At 72.2% G+C, this 15,640-nt stretch carries 10 protein-coding genes; all 10 read left to right on the forward strand.

From position 1 onward, the window contains the following. Positions 1–103 precede the first annotated feature (103 nt). Positions 104–1,834 (forward strand): L-aspartate oxidase, encoded by a 1,731-nt coding sequence (locus BCD49_RS06855; protein WP_035926763.1) that lies wholly within the window; start codon positions 104–106, stop codon positions 1,832–1,834. Continuing rightward, on the forward strand, positions 1,831–2,805 hold the full coding sequence (gene nadC / locus BCD49_RS06860; protein ID WP_007511073.1) for a carboxylating nicotinate-nucleotide diphosphorylase: 975 nt from the start codon (positions 1,831–1,833) through the stop codon (positions 2,803–2,805). Before BCD49_RS06855 ends, nadC begins: the two co-directional genes overlap by 4 nt. Before the next feature lie 15 nt (positions 2,806–2,820). Beyond that, complete coding sequence (locus tag BCD49_RS06865; protein WP_071041283.1) at positions 2,821–3,573, forward strand: type III pantothenate kinase; 753 nt, start codon at positions 2,821–2,823, stop codon at positions 3,571–3,573. Positions 3,574–5,022: 1,449 nt separating this feature from the next. Beyond that, positions 5,023–6,642, forward strand: coding sequence for a sugar transferase (locus BCD49_RS40385; protein ID WP_425343335.1), 1,620 nt, complete (start codon positions 5,023–5,025; stop codon positions 6,640–6,642). A gap of 546 nt (positions 6,643–7,188) precedes the next feature. After that, a complete protein-coding gene (locus tag BCD49_RS06875) occupies positions 7,189–8,856 on the forward strand; it encodes an exopolysaccharide biosynthesis polyprenyl glycosylphosphotransferase (protein ID WP_007511079.1) in 1,668 nt (555 codons plus the stop codon). A 533-nt stretch (positions 8,857–9,389) separates the two neighbouring features. After that, positions 9,390–10,922: a lytic transglycosylase domain-containing protein gene (locus BCD49_RS06880; RefSeq protein WP_071041284.1), complete on the forward strand. Its 1,533-nt coding sequence runs from the start codon at positions 9,390–9,392 to the stop codon at positions 10,920–10,922. Positions 10,923–11,178: 256 nt separating this feature from the next. After that, positions 11,179–12,042 carry a glucose-1-phosphate thymidylyltransferase RfbA gene (gene rfbA, locus BCD49_RS06885; RefSeq protein WP_071041285.1) on the forward strand — a complete coding sequence of 288 codons (864 nt, stop codon included), beginning with the start codon at positions 11,179–11,181 and terminating at the stop codon, positions 12,040–12,042. A gap of 59 nt (positions 12,043–12,101) precedes the next feature. Beyond that, complete coding sequence (locus BCD49_RS06890) at positions 12,102–12,764, forward strand: methyltransferase domain-containing protein (protein WP_131803388.1); 663 nt, start codon at positions 12,102–12,104, stop codon at positions 12,762–12,764. 173 nt (positions 12,765–12,937) lie between these two features. Continuing rightward, positions 12,938–13,891, forward strand: coding sequence for an SGNH/GDSL hydrolase family protein (locus BCD49_RS06895; protein WP_071041286.1), 954 nt, complete (start codon positions 12,938–12,940; stop codon positions 13,889–13,891). Positions 13,892–14,247: 356 nt separating this feature from the next. Further along, complete coding sequence (locus BCD49_RS06900) at positions 14,248–15,594, forward strand: UDP-glucose dehydrogenase family protein (RefSeq protein WP_007511088.1); 1,347 nt, start codon at positions 14,248–14,250, stop codon at positions 15,592–15,594. The last annotated feature ends 46 nt before the right edge of the window (positions 15,595–15,640 follow it).

Genomic DNA, 15,640 nt, shown 5'->3' on the forward strand with positions numbered 1-15,640 from the left:
GTCGGCGCCGCACACCCAGGCGGGCCAAAGGGTGCGCGAAAATGTTTCTCCTTCGCGCACCCGGCGGCCCTTGTCCCTGGCGTCACCGGCCGGCCTGCCCCCGCTGCCGGTGCTGCCCGCGCGGCTCGGCGCGCCGCGGGCCGGCTGGACCAGGCACGCCGACGTGGTGGTGATCGGCTCGGGTGTGGCGGGCCTGTCCGCGGTGCTGAGGGTGCGCGCGGCGCTGCCGGCCAGCCGGGTGCTGCTGGTCACCAAGGCCCTGCTGGACATGGGCTCCACCCGCTGGGCGCAGGGCGGGATCGCCGCCGCCCTCGCCGCCGAGGACTCGCCCGACGACCACCTGCGCGACACGCTGGTCGCGGGCGTCGGCCTGTGCGACCCGGCGGCGGTGCGGGTGCTGGTCGACGAGGGCCCGGCCAGGGTCCGCGAGCTGGCCGCGCTCGGCGCCCAGTTCGACCGCACGTCCACCGGCGAGCTCTCGCTCACGCGGGAGGGTGGCCACCTGCGCGACCGGATCGTGCACGCGGGCGGTGACGCCACCGGGCTGGAGGTGGAGCGCGCGCTGATCGCGGCGCTGCGCGCCGACGAGGCCGTCGAGGTCATCGAGCACGCCCTCGTCCTCGACCTGCTCACCGACGCGGACGGCCGGGCCGCCGGCGCGACCCTGCACGTCCTGGGCGAGGGTAGCCGCGACGGGGTCGGAGCCGTCATCGCGCACGCGGTGATCCTCGCGACCGGCGGCATGGGCCAGATCTTCGCGTCGACGACGAACCCGCCGGTCTCCACCGGCGACGGGGTGGCGCTCGCGCTGCGCGCGGGCGCGGTGGTCACCGACCTGGAGTTCGTCCAGTTCCACCCCACGGCGTTCTGGGCTCCCGGCACGGGGCCGCACGCCGTCGGCCAGCGGCCGCTGGTGAGCGAGGCGATGCGCGGCGAGGGCGCCGTCCTCGTGGACGCGGCCGGCGAGCGGGTGATGCCCGGCGTGCACCCGCTGGCCGACCTCGCGCCGCGGGACGTGGTCGCGAAGCAGATGTCGCGGGTGATGGCCGCCCAGGGCGTCGACCACCTCTACCTGGACGCCCGGCATCTCGGCGAGGAGACGATCCTGCGCCGGTTCCCGACCATCACCGCCCAGTGCCGCGCCCAGGGTGTGGACCCGGTCACCCAGCCGATCCCGGTGGCGCCGGCGGCCCACTACGCCAGTGGCGGGGTGCGCACCGACACCTGGGGCCGCACCAGCGTGCCCGGCCTCTACGCCTGCGGCGAGGTGGCCTGCACGGGCGTGCACGGCGCGAACCGGCTGGCGTCGAACAGCCTGCTCGAGGGCCTGGTCTTCGCGGCGCGGATAGCCGACGACCTGGCCGGCGGGCTGCCCTCCCCGGGCGAGCCGGCGCTGGCGGTGGTCGAGCGCGGCTCCGCCGGGCTCGCGGACCCCGCCGAGCGGGGCGACCTCGCCCGGGTGATGACCGACGGCGCCGGGGTGCTGCGTTCCGCGCCGAGCCTGCTGGCCGCCACGAAGGCGCTCGCCGCCATCGGCGACGTGCGGGTGACCGGCTCGACCGTCACCGCGGGCCCGGACGCGTGGGAGATGAGCAACCTGCGGACCGTGGCGACGGCGCTGGTCGCCGCGGCGACGGCACGCACGGAGACCCGCGGTTCGCACTGGCGCGAGGACTTCGCCGACGCGGACGACGACTGGCGCGGGCATCTGCTGGTCCGGCTGGACCCGGACGGGGCGCTCGGCGTCGCGTTCGAGCCGGCTGCGGCCGGCGCTGGCAACCTCGCCGGAGAGGCGAGCCCCGCCGACGGAGCCGAAGGAGAGGTGGCACCGTGAGCCCCAGCACGGCCGCGACCCACGCCCCCACCACCCCCAGCGCGGCGCTCCGGCTCGCCCTCGGGCTGTCGGGCGCGTCCGCGTCGGCCCTGACCGCCGCGGGCCTCGAGCCCGCGGCCGTCGCCGACGTGCTGTCCCGGGCGCTCGCCGAGGACCTGCCGGCCGCGAGCGGGCTGGGCGTGGACGTCACGTCGGCCGCCACCGTGCCCGCGGACCTGGTGGCCACCGGCCGAATCGTCTCTCGCGCGCGTGGCGTGGTGGCGGGACTCCCCGTGGCCGCGGCCGTGTTCGAGGCCGTCGTCGGTGAGGGCGTCGAGGTCACGCTGACCGCGGCGGACGGCGACCGGGTCGAGCCCGGGGGCGAGGTGCTGCGGGTGCGCGGTCCGGTGCGCGGCCTGCTCACGGCCGAACGCACCGCGCTGAACCTGCTGTGCCACCTGTCCGGGGTGGCGACGGCGACGAGGACCTGGGTCGACGCGGTCGCGGGGACGGGGGCCGCCGTGCGGGACACCCGCAAGACCCTGCCGGGGCTGCGCGCGCTGGAGAAGTACGCGGTGCGGGCCGGCGGCGGTGTGAACCACCGGATGTCGCTGGTGGACGCGGCGCTGGTCAAGGACAACCACGTGGTCGCCGCCGGCGGGGTGCCGGCCGCGTTCGCCGCCGTGCGCCGCGCCTTCCCGGATCTGCCGGTCGAGGTCGAGTGCGACACCGTCGAGCAGGTCGCCGAGGCGGTCGAGGCTGGCGCGGACCTGATCCTGTGCGACAACATGAGCACCAACGAGCTGCGGGCGGCGGTGGCGCTGGCCAGGCCGGCCGGTGTCCGGCTGGAGGCCAGCGGCGGCCTTACTCTCGCGGTCGCCGCCGAGGTGGCGGCCACCGGCGTCGACTATCTCGCCGTCGGTGCCCTCACCCACTCGGTCACCGCGCTCGACCTGGGCCTGGACCTCACCCTCGACACCGGCGACGAGTAGGAAACAGTCCCACCCATGCTGCTGACGATCGACATCGGCAACACCAACACCGTCCTCGGCGTGTTCGACGGTGAGACGTTGGCCGACTCGTGGCGGGTGCRCACCCAGCCGAACGCGACGGCGGACGAGCTGACCCTGATCTACCGCGGGCTGCTCGGCGACTTCGAGATCGACGGCGTGTCGGTGTGTTCGACGGTGCCGGCGGCGCTGCGGGAGATCCGCCGGATGACGGCGCGGATCTTCCGGCACGTGCCGGTGGTGGTGGTCGAACCCGGGACCCGTACGGGAGTGCCGATCCTCATCGACAACCCCAAGGAGGCGGGCGCCGACCGGATCATGAACACGCTGGCCGCGCACCACCTGTACGGCGGGCCGACGATCGTGGTCGACTTCGGCACGTCGACCAACATCGACGTGGTGTCCGCGCGCGGGGAGTTCCTCGGCGGCGCGCTTGCCCCGGGCATCGAGATCGCGCTGGACGCGCTCGCCTCCCGGGCCGCCCAGCTGCGCAAGGTCGAGCTGGTGCCGCCCCGCTCGGTGATCGGCAAGGGGACGGTCGAGGCCCTGCAGTCCGGCATGATCTACGGAGCGGCCGGGCAGGTGGACGGCCTGGTGCGGCGCATCCGCGCCGAGCTGGGCACGGAGGYGACCGCCATCGCGACCGGTGGCCTCGCTCCGCTCGTCATCAAGGAGAGCGAGACCCTCCAGGTACACGAACCACACCTCACGCTGATCGGCCTCCGGCTGGTGTTCACCAAGAACATCTGATGCCGCTCCGAAACACGTCGGAAATCCATATCGCACCTTTTCCGACATAGCTCGCCAGTCCGAGGCCGGCAGGTCGCCTAACCAGTTCGGTCACGGCCGGGCGGGCGGCCGGCGGAACGCGGTGGCGGCCGGTCGGAGGCACCCCGACCCGACCTGGTCTCGGCAAACACCCTGGTCGGGGCGTCGCCTTCCCGACATATGACGATGGTCACGATTCCATCGAATTAACATCGTTGACATTTATGGCCATCCGAGTCACACTGCGCGATCGAATCCGCATGGAGCGTGCGTAACACCACTACGGCACACCCACAAGCGTTCAGATGGACCACTTCAAGACCAAGGGACCCACGTAGAGCAGCCCGCCCGGTGCCGTGGATTACTCGCAAGAAGACCAAAGACACTATGACGTGCCGTTAGACTTCGGGCCGACCCGTTGTATCGGCCGCAGGCAGGCCAAGAGCTGTCCGATCGCTCTCCGATCGTCCAGCCGAAGGCCCACACCCGGGGCGACCGGGGGTGGCCACGCTCGACGGCTGACGCCGTCGGCCGGACGGGCCGAAACGTCGGGGGACGTAGGGGCGGGGGCCACCGGTGACGGAGACGATCGACGGTATAGGCACACATGTTCGGACAGAGCCCCCGGGCGCGGAGCAACCGCGCGTACCGCGCGGGGACACAGCTCGCCCGAGGACAACGGCCCCGGCCACCGCGAGTCTGCGCACAGAAACCCCGGACACGGAGCATCCTGACCCGGGTGGCCCTGACACGGAGCACGTCCACACGGAGCACGCCGCCCCCAGGGCGGACGAACCGCGTCAGGACGGCTCTGGCCCGTCACCCGGCGGGTCCGGCACCCTGCACGCCAGCGGCGCGGACCACCGCGCGGCCGTGGAGCCCGCCGCGTCGAACGCCGTCGCGTCGATCGCCGTCGCAGCGGTCAACGCCGCCGACCGGAGTCCCGCGGAGCCCAGCGCCATGGACGAGAACGCCGTAGACAACGACATCACCGAGGCCACCGGCACCGACCCGGAGACGACGGTTCGGGTCCCGAGGCAGCGGATCTCGCCGCGCCCGGCCGGTCCACGCGTCACTGGTTCCCGCGGCGCGCGCTCCGCCGGCCCGCCCGCGAGCGGGCCGGCGACACCCAGCCTCGCCATGCCCAACCCGGTCATGCCCAGCCCGGTCACACCCGGCGCCGCCGCGGCCAGCCCCGCCGAGGCCGACGCGGACGTCACCCAGCGCATCGTCACCGGAGGCCTCTTCGTCAGGGGCGGCGTCGGCGGCGTCGGGAACGCCGCTCCCGAGAACGCCGTCGCCGGGAACGACGTCACCGACAAGGTCCTGGCGCCCGGCGGGGCCGGGACGGACCACGCCGCGGCGGACTCCTCGGCGGAAGGCGTCGAGAGCACCCCGTTCGGCGCGGTCACCGGGCCGACGCTGCTCCCGCTGCCACCCGGCGGCCTCGAGAGCCTCGGACTCACCGCGGCGCCAGCACCGGCGGCGGCACCGGCGGCAGCACCGGGCGTCTCCGTCCCCTCTCCCAGGGAGACGGCGCCTGCGGAGACGCCGGCCGACGACGCGCAGGGCGGGCTGGAGAAGCCCGTCGGGCGCCAGCCATACCGCGCCAAGATCGCGTGGGAGGGCAAGTACACCCGGCTGGTGATCGGCGCGGACCTGGCGGCGGGGGCGTTCGCGGCGGCGCTCGCCTATGTCCTGCGGTTCGGCGGCATCGTCGACTTCGACCTGATGCCGCCGTCGCCGATGCCGTACCTGATCATCAGCGTGGTGTTCCCGATCGCGTGGCTCGCCGCGATGTCGTTGAACCGGGCCTACGAGGACCGCTTCCTCGGTGGCGGGTCCGAGGAGTTCCGCCGGGTCGTCAACGCCGCCGTGCGGTTGATCGCGCTGGTGGCGGTCGGCTCGTACGCGACCAAGGCCGAGGTCGCCCGGGCCTACCTGCTGATCGTCTTCCCGGTGGCCACGGTCCTCACGCTCGCGGGCCGGGCCACCGCTCGCTCGCTGCTGCACCGGATGCGCCGGGCGGGCCGCTGCCAGCACCGGGTGCTCGTCGTCGGCGCCGGGGAGTCCGCGGCGTCGCTGGTGCGGCTGGCTCGCCGCGACCCGAGCGCCGGCTGGTCGGTCGTCGGCATCTGCCTGGACCGAGCGCCCGGCCGCCACAGCCACGACCGGATGGAGCGAGCGGGCTTCGACCTGTTCGGTATCCCGATCGTCGGGACGTCGGACGCGCTGGAGGACGCGATCCGGGTCACCGACGCGACCATGGTCGCGATCAGCCCGCAGATCGACGGCGAGCGGCTGCGCCGGGCGCTGTGGGCACTGGAGGGCTCCAACGTCGACGTGCTGGTGTCCTCCGCGGTGACCGACGTGACGGGCCCCCGGATCCACCTGCGTCCGGTCGCGGGTCTGCCACTTCTTCATATCGAGGAGCCCGAGCTCACCGGTGCCCGYCGGCTGATGAAGGCGCTGCTCGACCGCGGGGTGGCGTTCGTGTCGCTGACGCTGCTCTCGCCGCTCCTGCTCGGGCTCGCCCTGGCCGTCCGGCTCACCAGCAGGGGCCCGGCGGTCTTCAAGCAGACCCGGGTCGGCCGGCTCGGCCAGCAGTTCACGATGTTCAAGTTCCGCTCGATGTTCGTCGACGCGGAGGCGCGGCTCGCCGAGGTCCTCACCCTCAACGACCGCGAGGACGACTACATGTACAAGTCCAAGGACGACCCGCGGATCACCTGGATCGGCAGGTTCCTGCGCAAGTGGTCCCTCGACGAGCTGCCGCAGTTGCTCAACGTCCTGAACGGCAGCATGTCGCTGGTCGGCCCGCGCCCGCCGCTGCCGCGGGAGGTCGCGAAGTACGAGCGCGACGTGCACCGCCGGCTGATGGTCAAGCCGGGCCTGACCGGCCTGTGGCAGGTGAGCGGCCGCAGCGACCTGCCGACGGACGAGGCGGTCCGGCTCGACCTGCGCTACGTCGAGAACTGGTCGCTCGCCATGGACCTCATGATCCTCTGGCGCACCGTCTTCGCCGTCCTCAAGCGCGAGGGCGCCTACTGACCCTCCCCCACCGATCCGCGGGGTTTGGCCTGGTCAGGGCCCAGGCCGGCCGATTGGTGGGGCCCTGGGCCACCCGTCAGATGTGGTCCTGCCCACTGCCCGGGAGGTCGTCCGGCTCCGGGCCGGCGGGACGGGACTGGCCCGGTGTCCGCCCGCGCCTCGGCGCGGCTCCCGGTCTTTCGGCGGGGATGCCTGGCACATATGCCCACGGCGGGAAGCCGCCGGCCCCGCTCGCTCGCCCGCTCGCCCAGCGGCGGCCGGGCGCGGGCCGACGCCCAATGTCCGGAAGTGGACCATTTGTCCGCCGCCCGCCGAAATCCGAGAAGGATGCCTCAACGCCGGGGATGGGTCAGACGTTGGTATTTTCAACGCGAGTCACGTCGGCCGCCCACGGACTGCCCGGCGAGGTGCGCGTGGGCTGCTGCCCGCAGGCTGGTTCGGCGGAGGGGTGCGCATGGGTGCGAAGCGGGTCATCCCACGCGCCGACCCGCGGTCGGTCGCCGCTGGCTGGCGGGCAGGCGTAGACGGCCCAGGAAGGACGCGCCGGTGACCGCGACGACGACCCGCGGACAGGCCGGGAACGCCAACCCCGGCGACGGGAATGGCAACGGCGACGGCGAGGCGACGCTGCGCGTCTCGATGCGCAACTTCCGGGCGCGCCTGGCGGGCCGGCCGCCGGAGCGACGGAACCATCCGAACGCCACCACCCGCAGCGCCGCCGAGCTCGCGATCCTGTCGAACACCCCGTACGAAGGGGTGCGCGAGCCGTACCGAGCGCAGCTGAGGTGGGAGCGCGACTACGCGCGGGCGGCGATGTTCGCCGACCTCGCCGCCTGCCTGGCCGGGACCGGCCTCGCCTACCTGATCCGCTTCGGCGGGATCTTCACGTTCAGCCAGGCGCCGTCGTCGTCGCGGCCCTACCTGTTCTTCACCCTTGGCCTGCCGCTCATCTGGATCGCCGCGGTAGCGCTCAACCGGGGCTACGAGTACCGGTTCCTCGGCGGCGGGTCGGAGGAGTTCCGCCGCGTCCTGAACGCGGCCATCCGGCTGACCGCCCTGGTCGCGGTCGCCTCGTACGCGACCAAGGCGGAGTTCGCCCGCTCGTACCTGTTGGTGGCCTTCCCGACGGCCACGCTGCTGACGCTCGTCGGCCGAGCGGTGGCCCGCGCGCGGCTGCACCGGATGCGCCGGGCCGGTCAGTGCCAGCATCGGGTGCTGGTGGTGGGCGCCGGCGAGTCGGCCGCCTCGCTGGTTCGGATCGCCCGGCGCGACTCCACCGCTGGCTGGAACGTCGTCGGCGTGTGTCTCGACCGGGCGCCCGGCCTGCACAGCTCCGAACGGCCGGACCGCGCCGGCTTCGACCTGGCCGGCGTGCCGATCGTGGGGACGTCCGAGGCGCTGGAGGAGGCGATCCGGCGCACCCGGGCGACCGCCGTCGCGATCAGCCCGCAGATCGACGGCGAGCGGCTGCGTCGGGCGCTGTGGGCACTGGAGGGCTCCGACGTCGACGTCATGGTGTCGTCCGCGATCACGGACGTCACCGGGCCCCGCATCCACCTGCGTCCGGTCGCCGGGCTGCCGCTGCTGCACATCGAGGAGCCCGAGCTCTCCGGCGCTCGCCGGCTGATGAAGGGCATGCTCGACCGGAGCCTCGCGCTGGCCGGCATGCTGGCCCTGCTGCCGCTCTTCGTGGCGTTGGTGCTGGCGATCCGGCTGACCAGCAAGGGCCCGGCGTTCTTCCGGCAGACCCGGGTCGGCCAGGGCGGCAAAGAGTTCACGATGTTCAAGTTCCGCTCGATGGTGGTGAACGCCGAGGCGCTCAAGGCGAAGCTCGAGGCCCGCAACGAGGGCAAGGGCGTGCTGTTCAAGATGGAGAAGGACCCGCGGATCACCCGGGTCGGCGGCTTCCTGCGCAAGTGGTCCCTCGACGAGCTGCCGCAGCTGCTCAACGTCCTGAACGGCACCATGTCGCTGGTCGGCCCGCGCCCGCCGCTGCCGAGCGAGGTCGCCCAGTACGAGCGCGACGTGCACCGCCGGCTGATGGTCAAGCCGGGCCTGACCGGCCTGTGGCAGATCAGTGGCCGCAGCGACCTCGACTGGGAGGAAGCGGTCCGGCTCGACCTGCGCTACGTCGAGAACTGGTCGCTCGCCATGGACCTGATCATCCTCTGGCGCACCGTCTTCGCCGTCCTCAAGCGCGAAGGCGCCTACTAGCCACCGCCGGCCCAGCCACCGCCGACGGTGGCGGTGGCTGTAGCCGTGGCGTCCAGGAGCCCGGACGCCGCCGACTCGGTAGCCCGACTCGGCCGCTAGTTCATCCGGTTTCCATCCTCCGTGCGTTTAGGGGTCGTTTCCGGCAAAGGAGGTCCGGTACATTCGCCGGGTTGACGCGGCACCACGGGCCCGCCGGCGGCGGCCGGGACGGCTCGGTGGGTGCGGCTGGCCGTCGAGGCCAGCCGTCGAGCGCCTGGGTTCCGCGGCCGGGGGGACGACCGGGACGGGGAGAAAGTGGCGAACCGGACAGGCGTGGCGACGAGCGACGGGCAGACGGACGCGGTGGTCGCGCCATGATCGCGCCATCGCCGCCTTCCGCGCCGCCGAGTTCCGCGCCGTCCGCGTCGGCGACTCCGGGGGCGTCGACTCCCGCGGTGCCCGCGCGGCCCACGCAACGCCATCGTCACCGCAAGCCAAAGCGGTCGGCCGGACGGCGGCGCGGCCGCGCCCTCAGCCTCACCCGCGTCGTCGCGGTGCCCGCGGTCGGACTGCTGCTCATGCTCGGTGGGGGGCCCGCCAGCCCCCGTGATGACGAGGCCGCGGCCAGCTCACCCAGCACCCAGCCCGTACGCGGCGACACCTACCCCATGCCGCCGCTGACGCCGGACGGCGAGATCAGTGACGACGGCGGCGACGGGGCGGTCCTCGTCACCGAGAGCCCCGGCCCCGGGGACGAGGTCGGCACGGACACGCTGGCGGCGGCCGCCGCCGGCGACGGCGACGGCGACGGCGCGCTGGTCCGCCTCGCCGGCGCCAACACGCAGATCCCTGACAGGATCCTCGCCGCCTACCAGCGAGCCGTCACCATGATGGCCAGCGAGCTGCCCGGCTGCCATCTGCGCTGGCAGCTGCTCGCCAGCATCGGCCGGGTCGAGTCGAACAACGCGACCGGACGCTCCATCACCGCCGACGGCACCGTCACACCGACGATCGTCGGCGTCGCGCTGGACGGGAAGGGCGGCCGCGCGCTGCTGCGCGACACCGACGACGGCGCGCTCGACAACGACAAGGTCTACGACCGCGCCGTCGGCCCGATGCAGTTCATCCCGAGCACGTGGAAGACCTCCGGCCGCGACGCCAGCTCCGACGGCCGCAAGGACCCGAGCAACATCAATGACGCGGCCCTCGCCGCCGGCGGCTACCTGTGCGCACATGGCCGGGATCTCACCAATCCGGCGCAGCTGCGGGCGGCCATCTTCTCCTACAACCCGTCCGACGCCTACGTGCGCGCGGTGCTGGCGTGGATGACCGGCTACGACGGCACCAGCCCGACCACGGTGCCGATCCCGGTCGTCGCCCTCACGCCGGCGGCCGGCTCCAGCGGTGCGCCGTCCCCGGCCGTGGCCCCGGTCCCGGTCGTGACCCTTGCCGCCGGCGCGGCCGTCCCGAGCGCGAGCGCGAGCCCGACCAGCGCCGCCTGCGCCACCATCGCCGTGACCGCCGGCAGCCTGGCCGCCACTGTCAGCCCGACCGCGAGCGGTTCCACCCTGGAGGTCACCGGCACTTACACCGCCGCGAGCGCGACCGCCACCGGCAACGTCTCGATCCATGCCGAGGCCCGCGCGTCCAGCGCCGGCGCCCTGCTCGCGCAGGCGGACACCAACGTGCCGGCCCGGCCCGCCACGGGCTCCGTACCGCTGGCACGCCTGGGCCTCGCGCCGATCACCGGCGGCTCGGTCACGGTCACCCTCACCACGACCCCGGCCGGCTGTACCGTGCGGACGCTGACCACGGTGGTGGTCACCGGCATCCCCGCCACCACCCCGGCCCCGACGTCGGCGGCTCTCAGCGCGCCGCCCAGTTCGTCACCGAGCCCGCCGCCCAGCTCATCGCCGAGTTCGTCACCGACGCCCAGCGCGACGCCCACGGCCGCGCCGACCACCGCGCCGGCCGCGCCGAGCTCCAGTCCGGCCTCGGCGGCCGCCGCGCCCGCGCCGACGAGCGTCACCTCGAGCCCGACCACCTCCGCGCCGAGGGCCGCGGCGACCTCGACGTCTCCCGCGTGAGACCGCGCCGCGAGATCCCTGGTCGCCGGTGGGTCGACGCTCGGCGACCGTCGAACGATCGGCCACCGGCCCGACCGCGCCGTACCAGTACCCGCACCCATGTCCAAGGCCCGGGCGTCTCACGTGGCTAGGCTTGACGCGGAAGCTGGTCGGCATGCGCGGCCAGCTTGGACGCGCCATCGGGCCTGCGCCGGGCAGCATTGCTAAAAGCGCGGTACTCGACGCCGCGCAGGCTCCTCTGGACCGGAAGGGCGGTATGAAGGGCATCATCCTGGCCGGTGGCACCGGCTCACGCCTCTACCCGATCACTCAGGCTGTCTCGAAACAGCTGATGCCGGTCTACGACAAGCCGATGATCTACTATCCGCTGTCAACCCTGATGTCCGCGGGAATCCGCGAGATTCTGATCATCACCACCCCGGAGGACCAGGACCGCTTCCGCCAGCTCCTCGGCGACGGCAGCCGGTTGGGCTGCCGGTTCGAGTACGCCGTCCAGCCGGAACCGCGCGGGCTCGCGGACGCCTTCATCGTCGGCGCGRATTTCGTCGACGCCGACAAGGTCTGCCTGGTTCTGGGCGACAACATCTTCTACGGCGCCGGGCTGGGCAACACGCTGAAGCAGTACACCGACCCCGCCGGCGGCATCATCTTCGCGTACCACGTCTCCGACCCGGAGCGCTACGGCGTCGTCGAGTTCGACGGGGACCACCGCGCGGTCTCCATCGAGGAGAAGCCCACCCGGCCGAAGTCCAGCTACGCGGTGACCGGCCTCTACTTCTACGACAACGACGTGCTGGAGATCGCGCGCGAGACGAAGCCCAGCGCCCGGGGCGAGCTGGAGATCACCGCCGTCAACCAGGAGTACCTCGACCGAGGCCGGCTCGGCGTACACCTGCTCGACCGCGGTACCGCCTGGCTCGACACCGGCACCTTCGCCTCGCTCATGCAGGCGGCCCAGTTCGTGCAGGTCATCGAGGAACGGCAGGGACTGAAGATCGGCTGCGTCGAGGAGATCGCCTGGCGGGAGGGCTACCTCACGGACGACGAGCTCGCGGCGCTGGCCCATCCGCTCGCGAAGAGCGGCTACGGCGAGTACCTGCAGCGCCTGCTCGCGCGGTGAGCGACAGGCCGGCGGACAGCGACAGGCCAGCGGACGGCGACGGGCCGACCGAGGGCAGCGTGCCGGCGGAGGGCAGCGTGCCCGTAGGCGAAGAGTGGTCGTGGCTCCAGCGCCTGGTCCTGGCCTTCAGCACCCGGAACCGGGCCCGGAAGGCGGCCGTCATCACCCGCTTCATGGCGGACCACCGGCTGCGCACCGTGCTGCTGGTCGGGGCGGGAGACGCGGGCAATCCAAACAAGCTCGTGGTGGAACGCGAAGTTGCCGCGGCCGGCCGAATCATGGCGGCCTGCGACCTTTACCGTCCCACGTCCATCGACTGGCCCTACGTCCGGGGCGACGGTCGGCGCCTGCCGTTCCGAACCGGTTCCGTGGATATCGCCGTGTCCAATGCGGTGATCGAGCATGTCGGCGACGAGAACGACCAGCGGGATTTCGTACGTGAGCATGGCCGGGTGGCCCGCTCCTGGGTAATTACCACGCCAAACAGATGGTTTCCGGTCGAGCCGCACACATCGACCGTCCTGAGGCACTTCTCGCCCACCTGGCGGGAGTCTCGCGCCGAGTTCACCCGCCTCCTGTCGCTACGGGAGTTCCGACGCCTCGTTCCGCCGGATACCCTGGTGATCGGGCACGCCTGGTCGCCGACATTCATTGCGCTGTTCTCACCCGCGCGCGACGACCGGACGCCCGGCGGCGGTAGCCGAAACCGGGCGACGGCGTAGRCCGTAGCCGAGCTGGGCGCATGGCGGGACTCGAGCGCCGCCGACGCGGCCAGCGCCACCAGCGCGGTTGAGCAGCCGGAGTGCTGGCCCGTCGGAGAAGCGACACATTCCCCCATGGCCGCCGACCGCTATCCGCCARCCAAGGGACGGTTGCTCAGTTACGCTCCGGAACCATGCAGCTCCGCTCGCCAGCGCCGACGCGGGYGCCTCGCCTCGTCAGCCTGGGCGTTGTCAGCCTGTTCGCGACGCTTGCCATCCTGCTTTCCGGATGCCAGCCGCGTACCCAGCTGGAACAGGTCGACAGTGACGTTTCCAGGGGGCAGACCAGCGTAAACGCGGTCGGCACCAACAAACCCCTCGCGGACAAACCTCTCACGATCGTCGCTCTCGGCGATTCCTACTCGTCCGGCGAGGGCAACGCCCCCTTCGACCTGGACGCCGCGAGCTGCGGCCGGGGCGCCAATGCCTGGCCTCGGCTGCTCGGCCAGGAGATCGCCGGCTCGACCGTCCGCCTGCTCGCCTGCTCGGGTGCGAAGACCACCGCGTTCACCACCTCGTTCCACGGCCAGCCACCGCAGGTCGAGGCGCTGCGCGCGCTGGTCGCCAGCGGTGTGAAGCCGGACATCGTGACGATCACGATTGGCGGCAACGACGCCGGCTTCGGGTCCACGATCGTCAGCTGTGTCGTCTGGCGCTGCTTCTGGACCGGTCACGACGACAACAAGCGCAAGTACGTCACCAAGCAGCTCCCCTCGCTGCTGAAGACGGCCTATTCCCAGGTGAAGGCCGCGGCGGGCGGCGCCCGGGTCGTCGTCGTCGGCTATCCGGACCTGTTCCCCAGCAGCACCGCCAATATCTGCAAGTGGCTGGACAACAACGAGCGCGTCCAGCTCGCCGGCCTGAACAACGATCTCAACCGGGTGATCCGCCGCGCCGCCAGCCAGTCCGACGTCGACTTCCTCTCCATCAACCGGGTGTTCGATGACCACAAGCTGTGCACGAAGGACCCCTGGGTTTACCCGGTCGGCCTGACCGGCGCCGGCCTGGAGGCGAGCGGCCACCCCAACGCCTCCGGCCAGCGCGCGATCGCCGACGCCGTCCACGCCTACATCTCCAAGAGCAAGTAGCCGAACCCGGCTGCCCTGTCGCCCGCCGTCGCCAATGCCCCAGGCTCAGAGGGACGAGACGTCCGCGCCGGCGGCGCTACGAGCCTCGGCGCGGTGGCGCTCGGCGCCGCCGCCCTTCACAAGGCCGTCGCCGAACAACGCAGCCAATGCCCCGCGCGGGCCGCGAGCGCGCGGTACCCAATCCGCGGATCCGGCCAACATATCAGCATGAGGCAATTGAATAGAGAATTCATGAAACAGCCGCCGTCCCGCCATAAATGAATATCAGTAGCGCTCTTCGCCGTTAGACTGCGCAGCACAGTCGGAAGATCCTGACCGGCCGCGTAATACGTGAACGGATTGAGGGGCGGCAAGAAATGGATCAGGGCGGAAAGCCGAAGATCAGTCGCATCAGTGTGATCGGCACGGGCTATCTCGGTGCCACTCACGCGGTGTGCATGAGTGAGCTCGGCTTCTCGGTGGTCGGGATCGATGTCGACGCGGCCAAGGTGGACAGTCTGAGAGCGGGTGTGGTCCCGTTCTTCGAGCCCGGCCTTGAGGAGCTGCTCCGCAAGAACATCGACACGGGCAGACTGACGTTCGCCACTTCCTTCGAGGCAGTGGCCGACGCCGATGTGCACTTCCTCTGCGTCGGCACGCCGCAACGGCCTGGCTCAAGGACGGCCGACCTCAGCCATCTCGACGCCGCCGTGGACCGGCTGCTGGCCGTCGGCCCGAAGACTGGCTCCCTCGTCGTCGGCAAGTCGACCGTGCCGACGGGCACCGCGGCCCGGCTACAGGTCCGGCTCGCCGCCGAGGCCCCCGGCGTCCACCTGGGCTGGAACCCCGAGTTCTTGCGCGAGGGCTTCGCCGTCGAAGACACTCTGCGACCCGACCGGCTCGTCTTCGGGGTGCCCGCCGAGGACACCCAGCTGGTCGAGGACCTGCTCCGTGTCGTCTACGCCTATCCGATCTCGGAGGGTGCTCCGGCCATCGTCTGTGACTTCGCCACGGCCGAGCTGGTCAAGGTCGCTGCGAACGCCTTCCTCGCCACCAAGATCTCGTTCATCAACGCGATGGCCGAGATATGCGAGGTCGTCGGGGCCGATGTCAAGCGGCTCGCGTCGGCGCTGTCGTACGACTCCCGGATCGGAGGTCGTTTTCTTGGGGCAGGGGTCGGATTCGGCGGCGGCTGTCTGCCCAAGGACATCCGTGCGTTCCAAGCCCGCGCCGAGGAGCTCGGGGTCGGCCGGGCAGTCGGCTTCCTCGGCGAGGTCGATGCCATCAATCTGCGCCGCAGGGCACGGGTCGCCGAACTCGCGACCGAGTTGTCCGGGGGCGACGTCCGGGGGCGGGCGGTCGCGGTACTCGGTGCGGCCTTCAAACCGAACAGCGACGACATCCGCGACTCACCCGCGCTCGACGTCGCGGAGCTCCTGCGTGGCGCCGGCGCACGAGTCACCGTCTGCGACCCGGCCGCAGTCCCCAACGCCATGCGTCGTCATCCGGAACTGCTGTACGCGCCGAACGCCCTCGAAGCCGTCCGCGACGCCGACATCGTGCTGCACCTGACCGAGTGGGCCGAGTTCCGCGAGGTCGACCCGGTCCTCCTGAGGTCATTGGTGCGCAACCCGATCCTCATCGACGGCCGCAACACGCTGGACGTCGAACGCTGGCGCGCCGCCGGTTGGAAATTTCATGCGCTTGGCCGTCCGAACGCCTGACCAGGCGTCGGCTACGGGCGTGTGCTCTGTACGGCCGGCTGGTAAA

The organism is Pseudofrankia sp. EUN1h (assembly GCF_001854645.1).
In the GTDB taxonomy this organism is placed as follows: Bacteria; Actinomycetota; Actinomycetes; order Frankiales; family Frankiaceae; genus Pseudofrankia; species Pseudofrankia saprophytica.

What these genes read in the sequence shown, in the direction of transcription:
- BCD49_RS06900 (WP_007511088.1), top strand. Translation starts at nt 14,248, where the DNA reads ATGGATCAGGGCGGAAAGCCGAAGATCAGTCGCATCAGTGTGATCGGC.